Below are 17,624 nucleotides of genomic sequence, written 5' to 3' on the forward strand. Positions count from 1 at the left end.
AATAGAATGGAAGCCGGAAAAAATAAAGTTGTGCGAGAGCGCTTTTATTATCAAACAGATCAAATCATTGATAAGATGTTTAACTGGAAGCAAATGGCCCGCTTGTTTCGTTATCTTCATCCATATCGAAAAAACTTGCTTCCTTTCTCGTTTCTTATGGTCATTATCACAACGGTCATTAGACTCGCTATTCCTATTTTGATAGGTGTATATACGCTTGATCATGCTGTAAAAGATAAAAATAGCACGCTGCTCATGCAGTTAGTTTTCATAATCTTTAGCTTGTATGTACTATCTTATATTTCGAATATCTTTCGAATTAAATGGATGAACCAACTCGGGCAGCACGTTATATATGATTTAAGAAAACATTTATTTACGCATATTCAAGGGCTGTCGCACCGGTTTTTTGATACGCGTTCAGGAGGCTCTATTCTTGTAAGGATCATGAATGATATTAACTCTCTTCAAGATTTATTTACCAACGGGGTAGTTAACCTGTTTATGGACCTCTTATTGTTAGTTGGGATTGTAGTTATATTATTTTCTCTCAGTCCTGCTTTGACATGTGCTGTTTTAATCATTTTACCGATTATGTTTTTGATTTCCACAAAGCTGAGAAGAAGAATCCGTCGATCGTGGCAAGTTGTTCGTATGAAGCAGTCAGTATTAAATTCACATTTAAATGAGAGTATTCAAGGCATTCGCGTCACTCAATCATTTGCTCAAGAACAAGAAAATATGCTGTTTTTTGAGCGCATAAACAATGAAAATTACGAGAGCTGGAGGCAAGCTACTCGAAAAAATGCCATGTTTCGACCGTTTGTAGAACTCACAAATGCTGTCGGAACGGCTATTTTAATTTGGTTCGGTGCTGTACTTATTCAAGATGAACGGCTAACAATTGGTATTTTTGTATCATTTGCTTTTTATCTTGGAATGTTTTGGGAACCGATTTCTCGTTTAGGGCAAGTGTATAATCAATTATTAATGGGAATGGCTTCATCCGAGCGTATTTTTGAATTTCTAGATGAAAAACCTCTCGTCGCAGATTTGGAAACCGCTACGTCTTTAGAGGATATGAAAGGAAAAGTTGAGTTCAAGCACGTCTCATTTTCCTATGATGGGAAGCGGAAAGCTTTAAACAACGTATCAATTGACATAAAAGAAGGCCAAACGGTTGCTTTAGTGGGGCATACTGGATCTGGAAAAACGTCCATTGCTAATTTAATCACACGTTTTTATGATGTAAACGAAGGGCAGATTTTAATTGATAATATGCCTATTCAAGATATTACGCTAGCGAGTTTACGAGCGCAAATTAGTATTGTGCTGCAAGAAACCTTTATTTTTTCAGGAACTATTATGGAAAACATTCGGTTTGGAAAACCGGATGCTACTGATGAGGAAGTGATTAAGGCCGCAGAAGCGGTAGGGGCTGCAGATTTTATAAAGCGTCTGAAAAAAGGCTATGATACGGAAGTAGAAGAGCGAGGAAACGTCTTATCCGTGGGAGAGCGTCAATTGATTTCATTTGCTCGAACGCTGTTGGCTAATCCTCGTATTATCATTTTAGATGAAGCGACAGCAAGCATCGATACAGAAACAGAAGTGAAGATTCAACAGGCGCTCAAAACGCTGTTAAAAAACAGAACGGCCATCATGATTGCTCATCGGTTATCTACTATACGAGAAGCAGATAAGATCATTGTATTAGATCATGGAAGCATTATTGAAACGGGGAATCACGGGGAACTAATGCAGCAAAAAGGCGTATATTATTACCTTGTTCAAACCCATGCTACAGCTTAAAAACAGAGGGAGCTGATCCTTCTGTTTTTCTATGAGTGTGAGAAATAGTAAAGAGATATAAGTGTTAACGGGAAAATGAGGTTGATACAAAAGAATTGTGGTAAAATAACGGTAGTTCAGATTTTTTCCTGTACATAATGGAGGAATTCAAATGAAAAAAGAATTTGCAGTCATCGGATTAGGTAGATTTGGAGGAAGTATTTGTAAAACATTAAGCGATCAAGGAATGGAAGTTCTGGCGATTGATATTGATGAAGAAAAGGTAAATGAGTATGCTAACGTTGCTTCCCATGCAGTAGTAGGCGATTCAATGGATGAAGGGGTTCTAAAAAGTTTAGGAATTCGTAATTTTGATCATGTTATCGTAGCTATTGGTGACAATATTCAGGCAAGTATTTTGACGACCCTTATTTTAAAAGAGCTGGGTGTTGAAAAAATAACGGTAAAAGCGCAAAATGATTATCACGCCAAAGTATTATCAAAAATTGGCGCCAATTTTATCGTGCATCCCGAACGAGATATGGGCCGAAGAATTGCCAATAACATGATTTCAAACAGCGTGCTAGATTATTTAGAGCTATCTGAAGAACACAGTATTGTCGAATTAGTAGCGAGCAAAAGAATGGCTGGCAATACGCTGATTGAGTTAGACATTCGTGCAAAATATGGCATTAACATTGTAGCCATTAAGCGTGATCGAGATATCATCGTTTCTCCTCAGGCGTCCGAAACGATTCAAGAAGGGGACGTGTTGATTGTTATTGGAGCAGATGCAGATATCAACCGCTTCGAAAATAAATTTGCCAGTGCTTAATAAAAAAGAGCAGATGCAATTGCATCTGCTCTTTTTCTTTTATTAAACCTCCATAATGATTGGTAAAATCATTGGACGGCGCTTTGTTTTTTCGTAAAGGAATGGAGCCAATGTGTCTGTGATTTCATTTTTAATCTCAGACCATTGTGACGTACGACGTTCCATCACTTTGTTCAAGTGTTTTGTAATGAGGGACTGTGCATCATTAATTAAGTCGCCAGATTCGCGCATATAAACAAAACCACGAGAGATAATGTCTGGACCAGCAGCGATCTTGAAGTCTTTCATATTGATGCTTACAACCACAATAACAAGACCTTCTTCAGATAAAATGCGGCGATCACGAAGTACGATATTTCCAATGTCACCAATTCCGCTTCCGTCAATATATACAGAGCCTGAAGGGATTTTGCCGGCTACTGAAGCTTCGCTGTCGCTTAAAGCTAGCACCTCTCCATTATCCATAATGAAGCAGTTTTCTTCAGGAACTCCACAGTCTGTTGCAAGTTTGATGTGCATCTTCTGCATGCGATACTCACCGTGAATTGGCATAAAGTATTTTGGTTTCATCAAACGAAGCATTAATTTTTGCTCTTCCTGTCCGCCGTGTCCAGAAGTATGGATATCGTTTAGAGCACCGTGAATAACCTCTGCTCCTGCACGGAATAGCATATCAATTGTTTTGCTAACACTTACTGTATTTCCTGGAATAGGTGAAGATGAGAATACAACCGTATCTCCAGGGATAATTTGAATTTGGCGGTGAGTACCGTTTGCAATTCTAGATAGCGCTGCCATCGGTTCACCTTGGCTGCCTGTACATAAAATAGTCACGCGGTTAGCTGGAATTCGGTTAATTTGAGACGGCTCAATGAACGTATCTTTTGGACATGAAATATATCCAAGCTGTTGGCCAATCTCAATAGCTGCTTCCATACTGCGTCCGAATACAGCAACTTTACGGTTATGCAATACGGCTGCTTCCACTACTTGCTGTAAGCGGTGAATATTTGAAGCAAACGTTGCAAAAATAATACGGCCGTCTACTTTACGGAAAATGTCATGAATGCTGTCACCTACGCGGCGCTCAGACATCGTAAAGTTAGGAATTTCACTGTTTGTACTGTCTGAAAGCAAGCATAGAACGCCTTCTTTACCGATTTCAGCCATTTTTGTTAAGTTAGCCGGTTCGCCCACTGGTGTAAAATCAAACTTGAAATCTCCTGTATGTACGATTTGTCCGTTTGGTGTTTTTACCACAATTCCGTAAGAATCAGGAATACTGTGAGTTGTGCGGAAGAACGTTACCGATGTTTTACGGAATTTAATTACGTCATCTTCAGTAATCTCATGAAGCTGAGCTGTACGAAGCAACCCATGCTCGTCTAATTTGTTGCGAAGAAGTCCAAGGGCTAATTTCCCTGCATAAATAGGAATGTTTAATTCTCTTAATAAGTAAGGAATTCCGCCGATGTGATCTTCATGACCATGTGTAACGAAAAGGCCACGGATTTTATCTGCATTTTTTACTAAATAACTGTAGTCAGGAATAACGTAGTCAATTCCTAAAAGCTCATCTTCAGGGAATTTAATTCCTGCATCAATAAGAATAATTTCATCTTGAAACTGTACGGCATACGTATTTTTACCGATTTCGCCTAGTCCACCCAGGGCGAAAACTGCCGTTTGATTATTTTTTACAAATTTCATTTTCATCATATCTCCAATACTTTAAAATCTTCATGCTGTTGTTCATATTCTAGATAGTCTCCAGTCACTGCTTGAACAAACTCAATATTAATTGAACGCGCTTTTAACTTTTGACGAACGTCACGCTCAGAATCTGCGTTCACATACACTGTTTTTGTATTTTCACGTACAGCTACTTCACTCATTTTTTCTTGAAAATAAACTTTAAAAATCATAACAAAAATCTCTCCTTAATTCCGAAATTCAAATAACTTATTTTATTATATTATAAAATGTGTATGTATTTCATGTATTTTCTAAAGAAACTTGCTTTCACTACATTTTAGTCATCTAAATATAACAAGTCAATTAATTATAGAATAATATTAATAGGAAACGGATACAAGACTATATTTTCCGGGCGTATAAAAAATAAGGGCTATTCCATTGTACGATGCAGACACACACTCTGCAAATTTTACAACAGAAAGCCCTAAAAAAATCGATTATGCCATCGTTTTTTTACGCAATAATTCATTCCAGCGTTTTAGCAGCCTTTTTCGAAAATCTTTTAACATGATTTTTCAGCTCCTTTGTTTTTTGCAATACCTGCCTGTCTCTCTCTGTACTTTTATTATATGATGAAAAGGGAGAGGTTTCTCGTGGTTAAATATGGAAAAATTGCAAATAGGACCGTCCATTTATAGAGAAACCAGCGCTTGTTTGATATAATTGGAAAGGCTTAACAAAGAGATGAAAAATTATAAAAAATAAGGTGATAAACGTGGAACGAAAGATTATTTTTTTTGATATTGATGGAACGTTATTGGATCATGATAAAAAACTGCCTGCTTCTACAAAAAAAGCTGTCCAGCTGTTAAAAGAGCAGGGGCATGAAGTGGCAATTGCAACTGGAAGGGCTCCTTTTATGTTTAAAGATCTGCGTGAAGAGTTGGATATTCAAACATATATTAGCTTTAATGGTCAGTACATTGTTTTAAATGGAGAAGTTCTTTACAAAAACCCGTTAAATAAAGAAGAACTTCAAGATTTAACAGCTTTTGCTGTTGAGCATGATCACCCTGTCGTATACATGGATCATGAAGATATGAAATCAAACATTGAGTTTCATGACTATATCGAATCCAGCATCAGCACGCTGAAAATTGGATTTAACCACCCTCACCACGATCCTACTTATTTCGAAGGGCGTGAAATTTATCAATCCCTCTTATTCTGTACAGCGGGAGAAGAAGCTCCTTATGAAGAAAAATTTAAGAAATTTGACTTTATTCGCTGGCATGAATTTTCAACTGATGTTTTGCCAAAAGGTGGATCAAAAGCGCGAGGAATTGAGATCATGATTGAAAAGCTTGGCTTTGACAAAAAAGATGTATATGCATTCGGAGACGGCTTAAACGATATCGAAATGCTAGAATTTGTCGGAAATGGAGTAGCGATGGGAAATGCGGAAGAAGTCGTGAAAGAAGTTGCTAATCTTGTTACAAAAGATGTAGCAGAAGATGGTATTCTCCACGGATTAGAGCTAGTAGGATTATTAAAGTAAGAAAAACGCGAGCTCTAGCTCGCGTTTTTTAGCGTTCATATGGAAAAGCATTTTCAGGTTCTTGAAATGGATTTTCTTTATTAATGTAATCATAAAACATAATTCCGTCTAAATGATCAATTTCGTGCTGAAAGACAACAGCAGGAAGACCTTTCAAACGAATTTTCACTTCTTCGCCTTCAAGCGTTGTGCCTTTTACTGTGATACGTGCATATCGAGGAACAAATCCTGGGATATCTTGATCGACAGACAAGCAGCCTTCACCGCCTGTAAGGTATGTCTTTTCAACTGAGTGGCTAATGATCTTAGGGTTAAATAATGCATAGCTGTATAGCTTGCCTTTTTCATCCGTAACGTGTACCCCAATCATTCGTTTTGATACATTAATTTGAGGAGCGGCAAGCCCGATACCAGATCGCAGTCCATATTTAGCAGCAATTTCAGGATCTTGGCTGTTTTTTACATATTCTAATAAGCTATGTAAAATCTTTTTGTCTTCTTCTGAAGCAGGTAACGGTACTTCTTTTGCTACTTCTCGCAGCGTTGGGTGTCCGTCTTGAATAATATCGTTCATTGTAATCAACTTTCACATCTCCCTAGGCTATTTTATAGGTATAAAGTGTACCAAATCCGTATAAAAAAGTCATTACCTCGACCTTGACCACATAAATGTTTCTACTAATTATATGTATCAAACATATGGAAAAACATGCATAAGAAAAATAAAAGCGACCGTTAGCCGCTTTTATTGTATAATTACCAGCCGCCACAGCTGCAGCCGATAATAACTAATAAAATGAACAGTACGATTAATAACACAAAACCTTTATTAGAACCGCCACAGCCATATCCACCATAACCCAACATAATGTAACCTCCCGTAGTTATCAATCCCAAGGTAAAAAGTAATAAACTCCCTTTTTTTCACGATTGGGTTAGTATAATATATTAAAAGGTGGAAAAAGGGTGTAGATAAATTGCTAATTCCCTACAAAAATTGTATAATGACCCATGAATAAGGGAGGATTTACCAGATATGAAATGCATCGGAAGATATATAGTTATCGGCATTGCTGCTATGTCACTAGCAGGATGTGCAGAGGGCTCATCGCCTGAGCTTGAGGTATATAATGGATTAGAAAAAGTGGTAGCACAAGAAAAGCAATTTGCTGATCAGCAAAAACCGTTAGCTGATTTAGAACAGCAAGAAAATGCGATATACGACCAAATTATTGAGCTAGGGATTAAAGATAAAAAGAAAATAAAAAATAAAGCACAAAAAGCGCAGCAGTTATTAGATGAGCGTGAAAGTAAATTACAAAAAGAAGAAAAAAGCATCAGCGCTTCGCAAAAACAATTTGAAGCGACAGAGCCGAAGATCCAAAAACTAGAGGATGGCAAAGCAAAAGAAGAGGCGCTTGAACTATCTTCGTTAATGAAGAAGCGTTATAAGGCGTACCAGTCCTTACATGATGCCTATCTTCATTCCATTGAATTAGATCGTCAGCTATATACGCTCTTTGAAAAAGACAATGTGAAATTAGAGAATCTTGAAACACAAATCGCTTCGATCAATGCTACTTATAAAGAAGTTGAAAAGAAAAAAGAAGCGTTTAACACATTAACGGCTGACTATAACAAAGCCAAAGAGGATTTTTATAACAAAACGAAGTTAAAGGTGAAAAATAGCGAGGATAAATAAGAAGGCCTGTGAAGTTTACAGGTCTTTTTTTTGGCTGAAAAGGAAGGTTTTCTGAAATAAAGAAAGAGTTTCGACATGATTCACGTAAAAATTACAAAAGGTTATTGTTTTAAAAAATCGTTTATTTGTGGCAAGATAGGAGATGTGCAGACGTAAAAAAAGAAAAGGTTATTATAAAACATATAATACAGTTTGCATCTGTGTAATAGTACAGCATGTCTTTTTTATGTGCTTTATTTCACAAACTAAAAAAGCGTAATTTCTTGATGTAAATGCATTGACGAACTGTTTTAGTGTATTGTAAACTAGGTAGCGTAGTAAGTGTTGTATTAATCATTTTTGCAAAATAATTAATACAGTTTAACGAAACGTTCGTTTCGCTTAAACTTTCCTTTTACGTAAATGTTTGCACAGAATTCGCTGGGGAATACATAGAAATGTTAAGGATTAGCGAATTCAAAAAGCTACTCGACAAAATATGACTTTTACTTGTCCATTTGGGACATTCTAAAAGCGTGTATGTTTGTTTGATTAGTAAAATGAATTTATACGGCTTAAATGAAAGGAAGAGGTGACTTAGATGGCTGCTAAAACTAAAAAGGCTATTATTGATGTATCAAAGCAACTTGATAAAATCGCTGAGCAGTACCAAACGTTCCAAATTCTTAATGAAGAGGGCGAAGTAGTAAATAAATCAGCGTTGCCAGATTTATCTGACGAAAAATTAAAAGAGTTAATGACTCGCATGGTATACACTCGTATTCTTGATCAACGTTCAATTTCATTGAACCGTCAAGGTCGTTTAGGTTTCTATGCACCAACTGCTGGGCAAGAAGCTTCTCAAATCGCTTCACATTTCGCATTAGAAAAAGAAGACTTCATTTTACCTGGGTACCGTGATGTGCCTCAGTTAATTTGGCATGGTCTTCCACTATATCAAGCGTTCTTATTCTCTCGTGGTCATTTCCACGGTAACCAAGCGCCAGAAGGTGTAGATATACTTTCTCCACAAATCATCATCGGTGCACAAATCGTGCAAACTGCTGGTGTGGCACTAGGTCTTAAAAAGCGCGGTAAAAAAGCAGTAGCGATCACTTATACAGGTGACGGCGGAGCTTCACAAGGTGACTTCTACGAAGGTATGAACTTCGCAGGTGCATTCAAAGCTCCAGCAATCTTTGTTGTACAAAACAACCGCTTTGCAATTTCAACACCAGTTGAAAAGCAATCTGCAGCACGTACAATCGCTCAAAAAGCAGCGGCTGTTGGTATCCCAGGCGTTCAAGTAGACGGTATGGATGCACTAGCAGTATACGTTGCAGTAAGCGAAGCTCGTGAGCGTGCAGTAAACGGTGAAGGTCCAACTTTAATTGAAACATTAACTTACCGTTATGGTCCACATACAATGGCTGGTGACGATCCAACTCGTTATCGTACAGCTGAGCTTGACACTGAGTGGGAAAAGAAAGATCCACTTGTTCGCTTCCGTAAATTCTTAGAAGCTAAAGGCATCTGGAATGAAGAAGAAGAAAACAAAGTAATCGAGCAAGCTAAAGAAGATATCAAACAAGCTATTAAGAAGGCTGACGATTATCCAAAACAAAAAGTTACAGATTTAATGGAAATCATGTACGAAACTATGCCTTCAAACTTACAAGAGCAATATGAAATCTACAAAGAGAAGGAGTCGAAGTAAGCCATGGCGCAAATGACAATGATTCAAGCGATTACTGATGCGTTACGCACAGAAATGAAAAACGACGAAAACGTATTAGTTTTTGGTGAAGACGTTGGCGTAAACGGTGGAGTATTCCGTGCGACTGAAGGTCTTCAACAAGAATTCGGCGAAGATCGCGTATTCGATACGCCATTAGCTGAATCTGGTATCGGTGGTCTTGCTGTAGGTCTATCGACTCAAGGTTTCCGTCCGGTTCCTGAAATTCAATTCTTTGGTTTCGTATACGAAGTACTTGATTCTGTATCAGGTCAAGCTGCACGTATGCGCTACCGTTCTGGCGGTCGCTGGAATGCACCAATTACATTCCGTTCACCATTCGGTGGAGGCGTTCATACACCAGAACTTCACGCTGATAGCTTAGAAGGTATCGTAGCATCTCAACCTGGTTTAAAAGTTGTAATTCCTTCAACTCCATACGATGCAAAAGGTCTTTTAATTTCATCAATTCGTGATAACGATCCGGTTGTATACTTAGAGCACATGAAGCTTTACCGTTCATTCCGTCAAGAAGTACCTGAAGAATCATACACAATTGATTTAGGTACAGCTGATGTGAAACGTGAAGGTACAGACGTAACGCTTATCGCTTACGGTGCAATGGTACACTCATCATTAAAAGCAGCTGAAGAACTAGAAAAAGAAGGTATCTCTGCTGAAGTAGTGGACTTACGTACAGTTCAACCTTTAGATATCGATACAATTCTTGCATCAGTTGAAAAAACTGGTCGCGTAGTAGTAGTTCAAGAAGCTCAAAAACAAGCTGGTATCGCAGCTAACGTTGTAGCTGAAATTAACGATCGTGCAATCTTAAGCTTAGAAGCACCAGTATTACGTGTAACAGCACCGGATACTGTGTTCCCATTCTCTCAAGCTGAGGGCGTATGGTTACCAGACCACAAAGATATCGTTGAAACAGCTAAGAAAGTACTTGAATTTTAATTAGCATTTTACTGTGATAGAAATCAGCTTTGTGCTGATTTCTGTCTTAGATAAAATAAACACTAACAAATTGAACGCAACTAACTAGGAGGGTGAAGACACGTGGCATTTGAATTTAAACTGCCGGATATCGGTGAAGGTATCCACGAAGGTGAAATTGTAAAATGGTTCGTAAAAGCTGGAGATGAAATTGATGAGGATGATGTACTAGCAGAAGTACAAAATGACAAAGCTGTTGTTGAAATCCCATCTCCTGTAAAAGGTAAAGTATTAGAAGTAAAAGTTGACGAAGGTACAGTAGCTACTGTAGGACAAGTTATCGTTACTTTTGATGCTCCTGGATACGAAGACTTAAAATTCAAAGGTGACGATCATGATGATGCACCAGCAGAAGAAGCTAAAGAAGAAGCTTCAACTGAAGAAGTGACTGAAGAAGCAACAGCTCCTGCAGCACAAGCTGATGTTGATCCTAACCGTAAAGTAATTGCTATGCCTTCAGTGCGCAAATATGCTCGTGAAAAAGGTGTAGACATTAAAGCTGTTCCTGGTTCAGGTAAAAACGGACGTATTGTTAAAGATGACATCGATGGCTTCCTATCTGGTGGTTCTACAGCTACAGCAACTGCTGAAGCTCCAGCTAAAGAGGAAACTGCTTCAGCTGAACCAAAAGCAGCAGCAGCACAAGCTATTCCTGAAGGCGACCTACCAGAAACTCGCGAGAAAATGAGCGGTATCCGTCGTGCAATCGCAAAAGCTATGGTTAACTCTAAACACACTGCTCCACACGTAACATTAATGGATGAAATCGATGTAACAGCTCTTGTTGCTCATCGTAAAAAATTCAAAACAGTTGCAGCAGATCAAGGTATTAAATTAACATTCTTACCTTACGTGGTAAAAGCGTTAACTTCAGCACTTAAGAAGTTCCCAGCTCTTAACACTTCAATCGATGACTCTACTGATGAAGTAATTCAAAAACATTACTACAACATCGGTATCGCTGCTGACACTGAAAAAGGTCTTTTAGTACCAGTTGTGAAAAATGCTGATCGTAAATCTGTGTTCGAAATTTCTGATCAAATTAACGACCTTGCTGGAAAAGCACGTGATGGTAAATTAGCTCCTGCTGAAATGAAAGGCGCTTCTTGTACAATCACAAATATCGGTTCTGCTGGTGGACAATGGTTTACTCCTGTTATCAACCACCCAGAAGTTGCAATTCTAGGTATCGGACGTATCGCTGAAAAACCAGTTGTACGCGACGGTGAAATTGTAATTGCTCCAGTATTAGCATTATCACTAAGCTTTGACCACCGTATTATCGATGGCGCAACAGCTCAAAACGCTCTTAACCAAATCAAGCGTTTATTAAATGATCCAGAATTATTATTAATGGAGGCGTAATAAATGGTAGTAGGAGATTTCCCAATCGAAACTGATACTCTTGTCATTGGTGCTGGCCCTGGTGGCTACGTTGCAGCAATTCGTGCAGCTCAATTAGGTCAAAAAGTTACAATCGTAGAAAAAGGTAACCTTGGAGGCGTATGCTTAAACGTTGGTTGTATTCCTTCAAAAGCATTAATCGCTGCAGGTCACCGTTTTGAACACGCTAAACATTCTGAAGACATGGGGATTATCGCTGAGAACGTAACAGTTGATTTCTCTAAAGTTCAAGAATTCAAAAACGGCGTTGTAAACAAACTTACTGGCGGTGTTGAAGGCCTTCTTAAAGGTAACAAAGTTGACATCGTAAAAGGTGAAGCTTACTTCGTTGACAGCGAAACTGTACGTGTAATGGATGAAAATTCTGCACAAACGTACAAATTCAAAAATGCTATCCTTGCAACTGGTTCTCGCCCAATCGAGATCCCTGGATTCAAATTCTCTGAGCGCGTAATCAACTCTACAGGTGCATTAGCGCTTAAAGAAGTTCCTAAAAAATTAGTTGTAATCGGTGGAGGTTACATCGGTACTGAGCTTGGTACTGCTTTTGCTAACTTCGGTACAGAAGTTACATTTGTAGAAGCTGCTGATGAAATCTTAGCTGGTTTTGAAAAACAAATGAGTTCACTTGTTAAACGTAACCTTAAGAAAAAAGGAAACGTTGAAATTTATACAAAAGCAATGGCTAAAGGTGTTGAAGAAACTGCTGACGGCGTACAAGTTACGTTTGAAGTAGGCGGAGAGTCAAAAGTAATCGATGCTGACTACGTATTAGTTACTGTAGGTCGTCGTCCTAACACTGATGAGCTTGGTCTTGAGCAAGTTGGCGTTAAAATGACTGACCGTGGTCTTATCGAAATCGATAACCAAACTCGTACATCTGTAAGCAACATCTTTGCAATTGGTGATATCGTAACTGGACCTCCACTTGCACACAAAGCTTCTTACGAAGGTAAAATCGCAGCTGAAGTAATTGCTGGCGAACCTGCTGAAATTGACTACTTAGGAATTCCAGCAGTTGTATTCTCTGAGCCTGAGCTTGCATCTGTAGGTTATACTGAAGCACAAGCGAAAGAAGAAGGATTAGCTGTTAAAGCTTCTAAATTCCCATTTGCTGCTAACGGACGTGCACTTGCACTTAACGCTGCAGAAGGCTTCTTGAAGCTTATCACTCGTAAAGAAGACGGAGTAGTTGTTGGTGCTCAAATTGCTGGACCTAGCGCCTCTGACATGATCGCTGAGCTTGGTCTTGCTATCGAAGCTGGCGTAACGGCTGAAGATATCGCATTAACAATTCACGCTCACCCAACATTAGGTGAAATCACAATGGAAGCTGCTGAAGTAGCTATTGGAAGCCCAATTCACATTGTAAAATAAATAATGGTTTAAAAAGCTGATGCGTACGCATCAGCTTTTTTTTGAAGAAAACGGTTTTCACAAAGTGCCAGGTGCTTGTCAGACAGTTTTTGTTGCTGATGAGTACTCCTTTTTAGAAGAAACGTGTAAAAACGCTGAGGCAGTCTTAAATGAGCTCTAGATGCATACATATGAAGTGGGACGTGCTTTCTTATAGGTAGATAAAAAACTGCTCTTTTGGATAACGAATGAAAAGGCGGCGTAGGAGCTATGAAGACGTATTTCGTTTGGAGCTTACACATTGTTATTTGGATGGGTTATTCACTGGTTGAATTGCTATCAAAACGTGATCAGTTGACATCTAAAATTATTTTATTTTTAGTATTTGCTTATTTAGCTTACGGCATAGCAGAAATGAACGTCAAATCTAAAAGACTGGCGCTTATGATGACGGGTACAACTTCAGCTGTCTGCTTGACATGTTATCAACTAATTTTATTTTGCACAGCGTAAGATTGCATAAAAAAAGCGTTAGCTTATATAAGCTAACGCTTTTTTTGTCTTACACAGATTTCTTTTCTCTTTTCAATGCTCCTTCTTCTTTAAATGCTTTCATTAATGAGAAGACCGTTAGCACTAGCACAATTGAGAATGGAAGTGCTGCTATAATCGCAGCTGTTTGGAGCGCGTCCAAACCACCTGTCCAAAGCAGAATGATTGCTGTTAACGATTGAATTAAGCCCCACGTAAGTTTAATAGAGCCTGAAGGATTTAGATCACCATTTGTTGTCTGCATTCCTAAAACAAATGTAGCTGAGTCAGCTGATGTAATAAAGAATGTAGCAATTAAGCAAATAGCGACAATGGACATGAACGTACCAAATGGAAACTGTTCAAGTACATAGAATAAAGCAACTTCTGTTCCTTTATTATTAATAACATCCATAACAGGAAGGTCTTTAAAAAAGTCTAAATAGACCCCAGAACCTCCGAATACGGCAAACCATAAACCACCAAATACGGTCGGAACAGCTAGTACACCAATTAAAAATTCTCGAATGGTTCTGCCTCGTGAAATACGAGCAATGAACGTACCAACAAACGGTGCCCAAGCAATCCACCAGGCCCAGTAGAAAATTGTCCAATCTTGAACCCAGGTGCTGTTATCAAACGGGCTCAATCGAAAACTCATTGACGGCAAGTTTTGAATGTAGCTGCCAATGGTTGTAACGAATAAGTCCATAATAAAGTTGGTTGGACCTGCAAATAACAAGAACAGCATTAGCAGAATAGCTAAAACAATATTAATGTTACTCAAATACTTAATACCTTTGTTCAGCCCTGTCTGTGCTGACAGCATGAACAAGATCGTCACGATAATAATAACAATTAATTGAGTCGTGAAATTGTTATCAATACTTGGCGACAAGTAAGAGGCTCCACCGGTAATTTGAATAGCGCCAAGTCCTAGAGATGTTGCTACCCCAAAGACAGTTGCAAATACGGCGATGACGTTTATGATCGTTCCAAGAGGCCCATCAACACGTTTTCCTAGTAGTGGACGTAAAATATTGCTGATGATGAACGGGTAACCTTTTCTAAATTGAAAATATGCAAGGGCCAGTGCAAGAACGGAATAAATAGCCCAAGGATGTAAACCCCAGTGGAAAAACGAATAGCGTAGAGCTGCACGAGCTGATTCTGCTGTACCGCCTTCACCAGAAGGTGGAGTATGAAAATGATTGATTGGTTCTGAGACACCCCAGAATACAAGACCAATGCCCATACCAGCACTAAATAACATGGCAAACCATGAGACATAACCATACTGAGGTTTTTCGTCAGGCTTCCCTAGTTTGATGTTTCCGTACTTCGAAAAAATTAAGTATAGTGTAAAAACTAAGAATAATGTAGCTGCTAGTAAGTAATACCAGCCAAATTTCTCGATGATAAAACTATGTATTGCCGATGTAACAGGTGTGAGCGCTGCGCTTCCTAGCGTAGATTCCGGAATAACACCCCATACGATAAATACTGCAGCAATAATAACCGAAATGATAAAAACGGGAGTCAGTTTTTTCATCGATTAACACTCCTTTCCTATTCTATTTTACATAACATAGTGTTTCATATAGCCTTTTCAGGTATATATGAAACCACATGGTTATACATTTTAGTGAAGTTTGTATGAAATGTCTACCCCATTAGTAAGAAAAAGCGGAAAGAGAACAAATTTTTATTTTTCGTAATTATTTTAAAGTGATGAAATAGATTTGAAATTAGACATTGTTTTTTCATATAAATAGATATGATGCTAAGCGTTCAGCTTTTTGAAAACAAATATAACATTTATGAGAAAAATATTTTTAATGTGACATACTAATTAGTTGTTGACATATTTAATGTGACATAATAATATAATATCAAGAGTTGTAAAACGCTTACAAAAAAAGACGGTTAAAGGGGAGTTTACAAAATGGGAACAATCGTATGTCAAACATGTAACTGCACAATTGATCATTTCGAAGATGAGAAAGTGACGCGATTATACTCAACATGTAAAAGCGGAGAATGTCAAAAAGCAGATGAAGATTTAGATTAATCAATAAAAAAAGGTGCGGATTTCCGCACCTTTTTTATTGAATTGCTTTATGTTCTTTAATGACACGAAATGTTTTTAATTCAAAATCTTCCGGACCCTGCACTGGTAAACCTGCCTCTAAGTTTGTTTCAATATAGGTTAAATTTTCCTCAGTGATGATTTCCCCAGGAATAAAAATAGGAATACCAGGAGGATAGACCATCACAAATTCCGCAATAATACGACCTGCCGACTCATGAAAAGGTACCACTTCGGTTTCAGCGTAAAAAGCATCGCGAGGCGTTAAAGCCAATACAGGAATATCAGGCAATAAAATAGCCGGTTTTGCCGTTGTCTCAGAAAGATTATGGAATTTTGCAGATAACTCACGCAGAGCCGTGACCAGACGTAACAGATCTTCTTCTGTATCTCCAGGCGTGATAATACATAGAATATTATAAAGGTCAGACATTTCAACTTCGATATTATGAGCTTCACGCATCCATTTTTCTACGTCATAGCCCGTAATTCCTAAATCTGAAACAGAAATAATTAATTTAGTAGGGTCTAAATCATACGTAGCTTTTGTCCCTAAAATTTCTCTGCCTATACATCGGATATGCTCAATGGTATTAATTTCTTTTCGTGCTTTTTCAGCAAGAGAAATTGCACGTTCAGCCAGCTCTTTTCCTTCTGTAGCTAAACGTTTTCGGGCAACATCTAAAGAAGCCAGCAGCAGATAAGATGTTGATGTTGTTGTCAGCATGCTTAAAATAGACTGTACACGTTTTGGAGAAATTAAGCCTTCGCGTATATTTAGAATTGAACTTTGCGTCATAGAGCCGCCTAATTTATGCACGCTTGTTGCTGCCATATCTGCACCGGCCTGCATAGCAGACAAAGGCAAATCATCATGGAAATGAATATGAACGCCGTGAGCTTCATCAACAAGTACAGGCACTTGATACGAGTGGGCAATTTCTACGATTTTACGAAGGTCTCCGGAAATTCCAAAATAAGTTGGATTGATAACAAGTACTGCTTTTGCTTCAGGGTGCTGCTTTAAGGCTTTTTCTACAGAGTCCGATGTAATACCGTGAGAAATGCCAAGATTTTCGTCAATTTCAGGGTGAATAAAAATAGGCGTAGCTCCTGAAAAAACAATCGCACTCATAACAGATTTATGCACGTTTCTAGGAACGATAATTTTATCTCCAGGCCCACATGTCGCCATGACCATTGCCATAATTGCTCCGCTCGTTCCTTGAACAGAGAAAAAAGTATGGTCAGCACCGAATGCTTCTGCAGCTAAATCCTGCGCTTGTTTGATAATGCCTTTTGGCTGGTGAAGGTCATCAAGGGGACCGATATTAATTAAATCAATGGATAAAGCATCATCGCCAATAAATGAGCGGAATTCAGGATCCATTCCATTTCCTTTTTTATGTCCAGGGATATGGAATTGTGTTGGGTTTTTCTTAGCGTGATTAACTAATCCAGTAAATAATGGAGTTGAAAATTGAGAAGACAACTTTGCTATACACCTCTTTTATCATAAATTGTCAGTCCCTCTAAGCAAAGCTTAGAGGGACTTTGATTGTTTTTTTATCAAATTACAGCATTCAATTTTATATACCAAAAACTAGTGGCTGTTGAATTCTACATATTAAAATATCCCATCTTTTTTCTATAAAAGAAATTCAACAGAAATTCTATTCGGCAGTTTTCTTGATTTTAACCATTATATAAATGAATGAAACGTGTATGTTTACTACTGTTTGATAATATAAATACAATTTTTAGTTAAAAAAATACAAGTAATTGTAAACTGCTTATTACTCATTATTTTATAGTTCTTTATGTTTTGAAAATCCCCATAAAACAAAAGAATTATAGCACTTATTAACCCATTTGCAAAGATATTTTAAAGAGAAAATAAAAAGAAAAAAAAGGAGAAATTCTTTTGTGCGAAAAGAGAATAAA

At 38.0% G+C, this 17,624-nt stretch carries 16 protein-coding genes; 10 read left to right on the forward strand and 6 right to left on the reverse strand.

Annotated features, from left to right (window positions below; all coding sequences use genetic code 11):
- Positions 1-6: 6 nt before the first annotated feature.
- Together AC0C45_RS10175 and AC0C45_RS10180 are read left to right on the forward strand one after the other, a co-directional pair.
- On the forward strand, positions 7-1,812 hold the full coding sequence (locus tag AC0C45_RS10175) for an ABC transporter ATP-binding protein (RefSeq protein WP_047933415.1): 1,806 nt from the start codon (positions 7-9) through the stop codon (positions 1,810-1,812).
- Positions 1,813-1,963: 151 nt separating this feature from the next.
- Positions 1,964-2,626: a potassium channel family protein gene (locus AC0C45_RS10180; RefSeq protein ID WP_013056047.1), complete on the forward strand. Its 663-nt coding sequence runs from the start codon at positions 1,964-1,966 to the stop codon at positions 2,624-2,626.
- 42 nt (positions 2,627-2,668) lie between these two features.
- On the opposite strand, the gene rnjA is transcribed toward AC0C45_RS10180, so the two are convergent.
- Positions 2,669-4,336 carry a ribonuclease J1 gene (gene rnjA / locus AC0C45_RS10185; RefSeq protein ID WP_013056048.1) on the reverse strand — a complete coding sequence of 556 codons (1,668 nt, stop codon included), beginning with the start codon at positions 4,334-4,336 and terminating at the stop codon, positions 2,669-2,671.
- Positions 4,337-4,341: 5 nt separating this feature from the next.
- Positions 4,342-4,551, reverse strand: coding sequence for a DNA-dependent RNA polymerase subunit epsilon (locus AC0C45_RS10190; RefSeq protein WP_013082289.1), 210 nt, complete (start codon positions 4,549-4,551; stop codon positions 4,342-4,344).
- A gap of 548 nt (positions 4,552-5,099) precedes the next feature.
- On the opposite strand from AC0C45_RS10190, the gene AC0C45_RS10195 reads away from it, so the two are divergent.
- A complete protein-coding gene (locus tag AC0C45_RS10195) occupies positions 5,100-5,882 on the forward strand; it encodes a Cof-type HAD-IIB family hydrolase (protein ID WP_047933411.1) in 783 nt (260 codons plus the stop codon).
- A gap of 28 nt (positions 5,883-5,910) precedes the next feature.
- On the opposite strand, the gene def is transcribed toward AC0C45_RS10195, so the two are convergent.
- Positions 5,911-6,465, reverse strand: a complete 555-nt coding sequence (def, locus tag AC0C45_RS10200) for a peptide deformylase (RefSeq protein WP_013056051.1) — start codon at positions 6,463-6,465, stop codon at positions 5,911-5,913.
- 173 nt (positions 6,466-6,638) lie between these two features.
- Positions 6,639-6,749: a YjcZ family sporulation protein gene (locus AC0C45_RS10205; RefSeq protein WP_016763434.1), complete on the reverse strand. Its 111-nt coding sequence runs from the start codon at positions 6,747-6,749 to the stop codon at positions 6,639-6,641.
- A gap of 169 nt (positions 6,750-6,918) precedes the next feature.
- On the opposite strand from AC0C45_RS10205, the gene AC0C45_RS10210 reads away from it, so the two are divergent.
- From AC0C45_RS10210 to AC0C45_RS10235, 6 genes are all read left to right on the forward strand, one after another.
- Entirely contained in the window at positions 6,919-7,584 is a 666-nt protein-coding gene (locus tag AC0C45_RS10210; RefSeq protein WP_013082292.1) for a YkyA family protein, read from the forward strand.
- A 580-nt stretch (positions 7,585-8,164) separates the two neighbouring features.
- Positions 8,165-9,280, forward strand: a complete 1,116-nt coding sequence (gene pdhA, locus AC0C45_RS10215) for a pyruvate dehydrogenase (acetyl-transferring) E1 component subunit alpha (protein ID WP_013082293.1) — start codon at positions 8,165-8,167, stop codon at positions 9,278-9,280.
- A gap of 3 nt (positions 9,281-9,283) precedes the next feature.
- Positions 9,284-10,261, forward strand: coding sequence for an alpha-ketoacid dehydrogenase subunit beta (locus AC0C45_RS10220; protein ID WP_013056055.1), 978 nt, complete (start codon positions 9,284-9,286; stop codon positions 10,259-10,261).
- 102 nt (positions 10,262-10,363) lie between these two features.
- Positions 10,364-11,665: a dihydrolipoamide acetyltransferase family protein gene (locus tag AC0C45_RS10225; protein ID WP_013082294.1), complete on the forward strand. Its 1,302-nt coding sequence runs from the start codon at positions 10,364-10,366 to the stop codon at positions 11,663-11,665.
- Positions 11,666-11,668: 3 nt separating this feature from the next.
- Positions 11,669-13,081: a dihydrolipoyl dehydrogenase gene (lpdA, locus tag AC0C45_RS10230; RefSeq protein ID WP_013082295.1), complete on the forward strand. Its 1,413-nt coding sequence runs from the start codon at positions 11,669-11,671 to the stop codon at positions 13,079-13,081.
- 249 nt (positions 13,082-13,330) lie between these two features.
- Positions 13,331-13,573, forward strand: coding sequence for a hypothetical protein (locus AC0C45_RS10235; protein WP_016763437.1), 243 nt, complete (start codon positions 13,331-13,333; stop codon positions 13,571-13,573).
- A 49-nt stretch (positions 13,574-13,622) separates the two neighbouring features.
- Here AC0C45_RS10235 and AC0C45_RS10240 read toward each other — a convergent pair whose 3' ends face one another.
- Positions 13,623-15,143: a glycine betaine uptake BCCT transporter gene (locus tag AC0C45_RS10240; RefSeq protein ID WP_016763438.1), complete on the reverse strand. Its 1,521-nt coding sequence runs from the start codon at positions 15,141-15,143 to the stop codon at positions 13,623-13,625.
- Between the two features lie 393 nt (positions 15,144-15,536).
- On the opposite strand from AC0C45_RS10240, the gene AC0C45_RS10245 reads away from it, so the two are divergent.
- Positions 15,537-15,662: a GapA-binding peptide SR1P gene (locus AC0C45_RS10245; RefSeq protein WP_013056059.1), complete on the forward strand. Its 126-nt coding sequence runs from the start codon at positions 15,537-15,539 to the stop codon at positions 15,660-15,662.
- A gap of 34 nt (positions 15,663-15,696) precedes the next feature.
- Here AC0C45_RS10245 and AC0C45_RS10250 read toward each other — a convergent pair whose 3' ends face one another.
- Positions 15,697-17,172 (reverse strand): aminotransferase class I/II-fold pyridoxal phosphate-dependent enzyme, encoded by a 1,476-nt coding sequence (locus AC0C45_RS10250; protein ID WP_013056060.1) that lies wholly within the window; start codon positions 17,170-17,172, stop codon positions 15,697-15,699.
- Positions 17,173-17,624: the final 452 nt, after the last annotated feature.

Source organism: Priestia sp. VA7 (assembly GCF_055710015.1).

Excerpts from the sequence above, each read along its gene's own strand:
- AC0C45_RS10175 (WP_047933415.1), top strand. The coding sequence starts at position 7 with ATGGAAGCCGGAAAAAATAAAGTTGTGCGAGAGCGCTTTTATTATCAA.
- AC0C45_RS10180 (WP_013056047.1), top strand. The coding sequence starts at position 1,964 with ATGAAAAAAGAATTTGCAGTCATCGGATTAGGTAGATTTGGAGGAAGT.
- rnjA (WP_013056048.1), bottom strand. The coding sequence starts at position 4,336 with ATGAAATTTGTAAAAAATAATCAAACGGCAGTTTTCGCCCTGGGTGGA.
- AC0C45_RS10190 (WP_013082289.1), bottom strand. The coding sequence starts at position 4,551 with ATGATTTTTAAAGTTTATTTTCAAGAAAAAATGAGTGAAGTAGCTGTA.
- AC0C45_RS10205 (WP_016763434.1), bottom strand. The coding sequence starts at position 6,749 with ATGTTGGGTTATGGTGGATATGGCTGTGGCGGTTCTAATAAAGGTTTT.
- AC0C45_RS10210 (WP_013082292.1), top strand. The coding sequence starts at position 6,919 with ATGAAATGCATCGGAAGATATATAGTTATCGGCATTGCTGCTATGTCA.
- pdhA (WP_013082293.1), top strand. The coding sequence starts at position 8,165 with ATGGCTGCTAAAACTAAAAAGGCTATTATTGATGTATCAAAGCAACTT.
- AC0C45_RS10220 (WP_013056055.1), top strand. The coding sequence starts at position 9,284 with ATGGCGCAAATGACAATGATTCAAGCGATTACTGATGCGTTACGCACA.
- lpdA (WP_013082295.1), top strand. The coding sequence starts at position 11,669 with ATGGTAGTAGGAGATTTCCCAATCGAAACTGATACTCTTGTCATTGGT.
- AC0C45_RS10235 (WP_016763437.1), top strand. The coding sequence starts at position 13,331 with ATGAAGACGTATTTCGTTTGGAGCTTACACATTGTTATTTGGATGGGT.
- AC0C45_RS10240 (WP_016763438.1), bottom strand. The coding sequence starts at position 15,143 with ATGAAAAAACTGACTCCCGTTTTTATCATTTCGGTTATTATTGCTGCA.
- AC0C45_RS10245 (WP_013056059.1), top strand. The coding sequence starts at position 15,537 with ATGGGAACAATCGTATGTCAAACATGTAACTGCACAATTGATCATTTC.